Below are 938 nucleotides of genomic sequence, written 5' to 3'. Positions count from 1 at the left end.
CGTCCAGGCGGCCGCCGAGGATCGCCGATACGAGGCCTTTCACCGGACGTCCAGTTCCATGGCCGCGCGAGGAACCGGGCTCCTGCCCGCCTACCGTGCCCCTATGGGCCATTAATGACCCGTGAGTTCCATAAGCTATCTTATGCAACTTTAGATTGTAGCGGCTATATAGAGATGCGACACATGAGCAATTTAGAGATGCGACAGTCCCCGACTTTCACAGCTCATGCTCTGGCCAACTCGAAGCTGGAAAGGAAGGCTTGAGGCCTCAGCCTGGCGACGGACCGGGCTCCTTGGAGACCGTCATGCCTTGTCTCGTCGCCTTGTCGCAGAACGAACTTCATCGCCTTGAAGCTATTCAGAAGATCCGGGAACGTCGGCTTAGCGTCGTCCAGGCGGCCGAGCTGTTGCGATTGAGCCGCGCACAGGTTCACCGGCTGTTGCAAGCCTATGATCCCGATGGCGCTGCTGGCCTTACTTCGAAGAAGCGCGGTCGACCAAGCAACCGCCGTCATAGCGAGGACTTTCGCAATGCGGCGCTCGATCTGGTGCGCGAGCACTATGTCGACTTCGGACCGACATTGGCTGCCGAGAAGTTGCTCGAACGCCATCAGGTCGGGGTCAGCAAGGAGACGCTACGCCAGTGGATGACAGAAGCCGGCATCTGGACATCACGGCGTGAGCGCAAACGCCAGCTTCATCAGCCACGGGGCCGGCGTGACGGGATAAAGCACTGGCGCGCATGGCGGCCGCTGCCGCCGGTGTTGAAGTCCCTAGCCCAATCAAAATTGGTGCGGGTGATCCGGCAGAGTCAGGTAGCGCCAGTGGCCGCCTGGATGACGTTCTCGCATTCCTGATGGAGAATTCGGGCAATCGGCCAGAAGCCTCGCTGCCCTGATGAACTTTTCGGCAAAGTGTAGGAAGCGGACTGTCTGTGC

1 pseudogene is annotated in these 938 nt (G+C 59.8%); it reads left to right on the top strand.

Annotated features, from left to right (window positions below):
• Positions 1-305: 305 nt before the first annotated feature.
• A pseudogene (locus EOA60_RS34915) lies at positions 306-719 on the top strand (helix-turn-helix domain-containing protein); the annotation flags it as partial.
• Between the last annotated feature and the right edge of the window lie 219 nt (positions 720-938).

The sequence above is a fragment of the Mesorhizobium sp. M1A.F.Ca.IN.020.06.1.1 genome, from assembly GCF_004023265.1.
Classification (GTDB): Bacteria; Pseudomonadota; Alphaproteobacteria; order Rhizobiales; family Rhizobiaceae; genus Mesorhizobium.
This window is presented reverse-complemented; position numbering and strand designations above follow the sequence as displayed.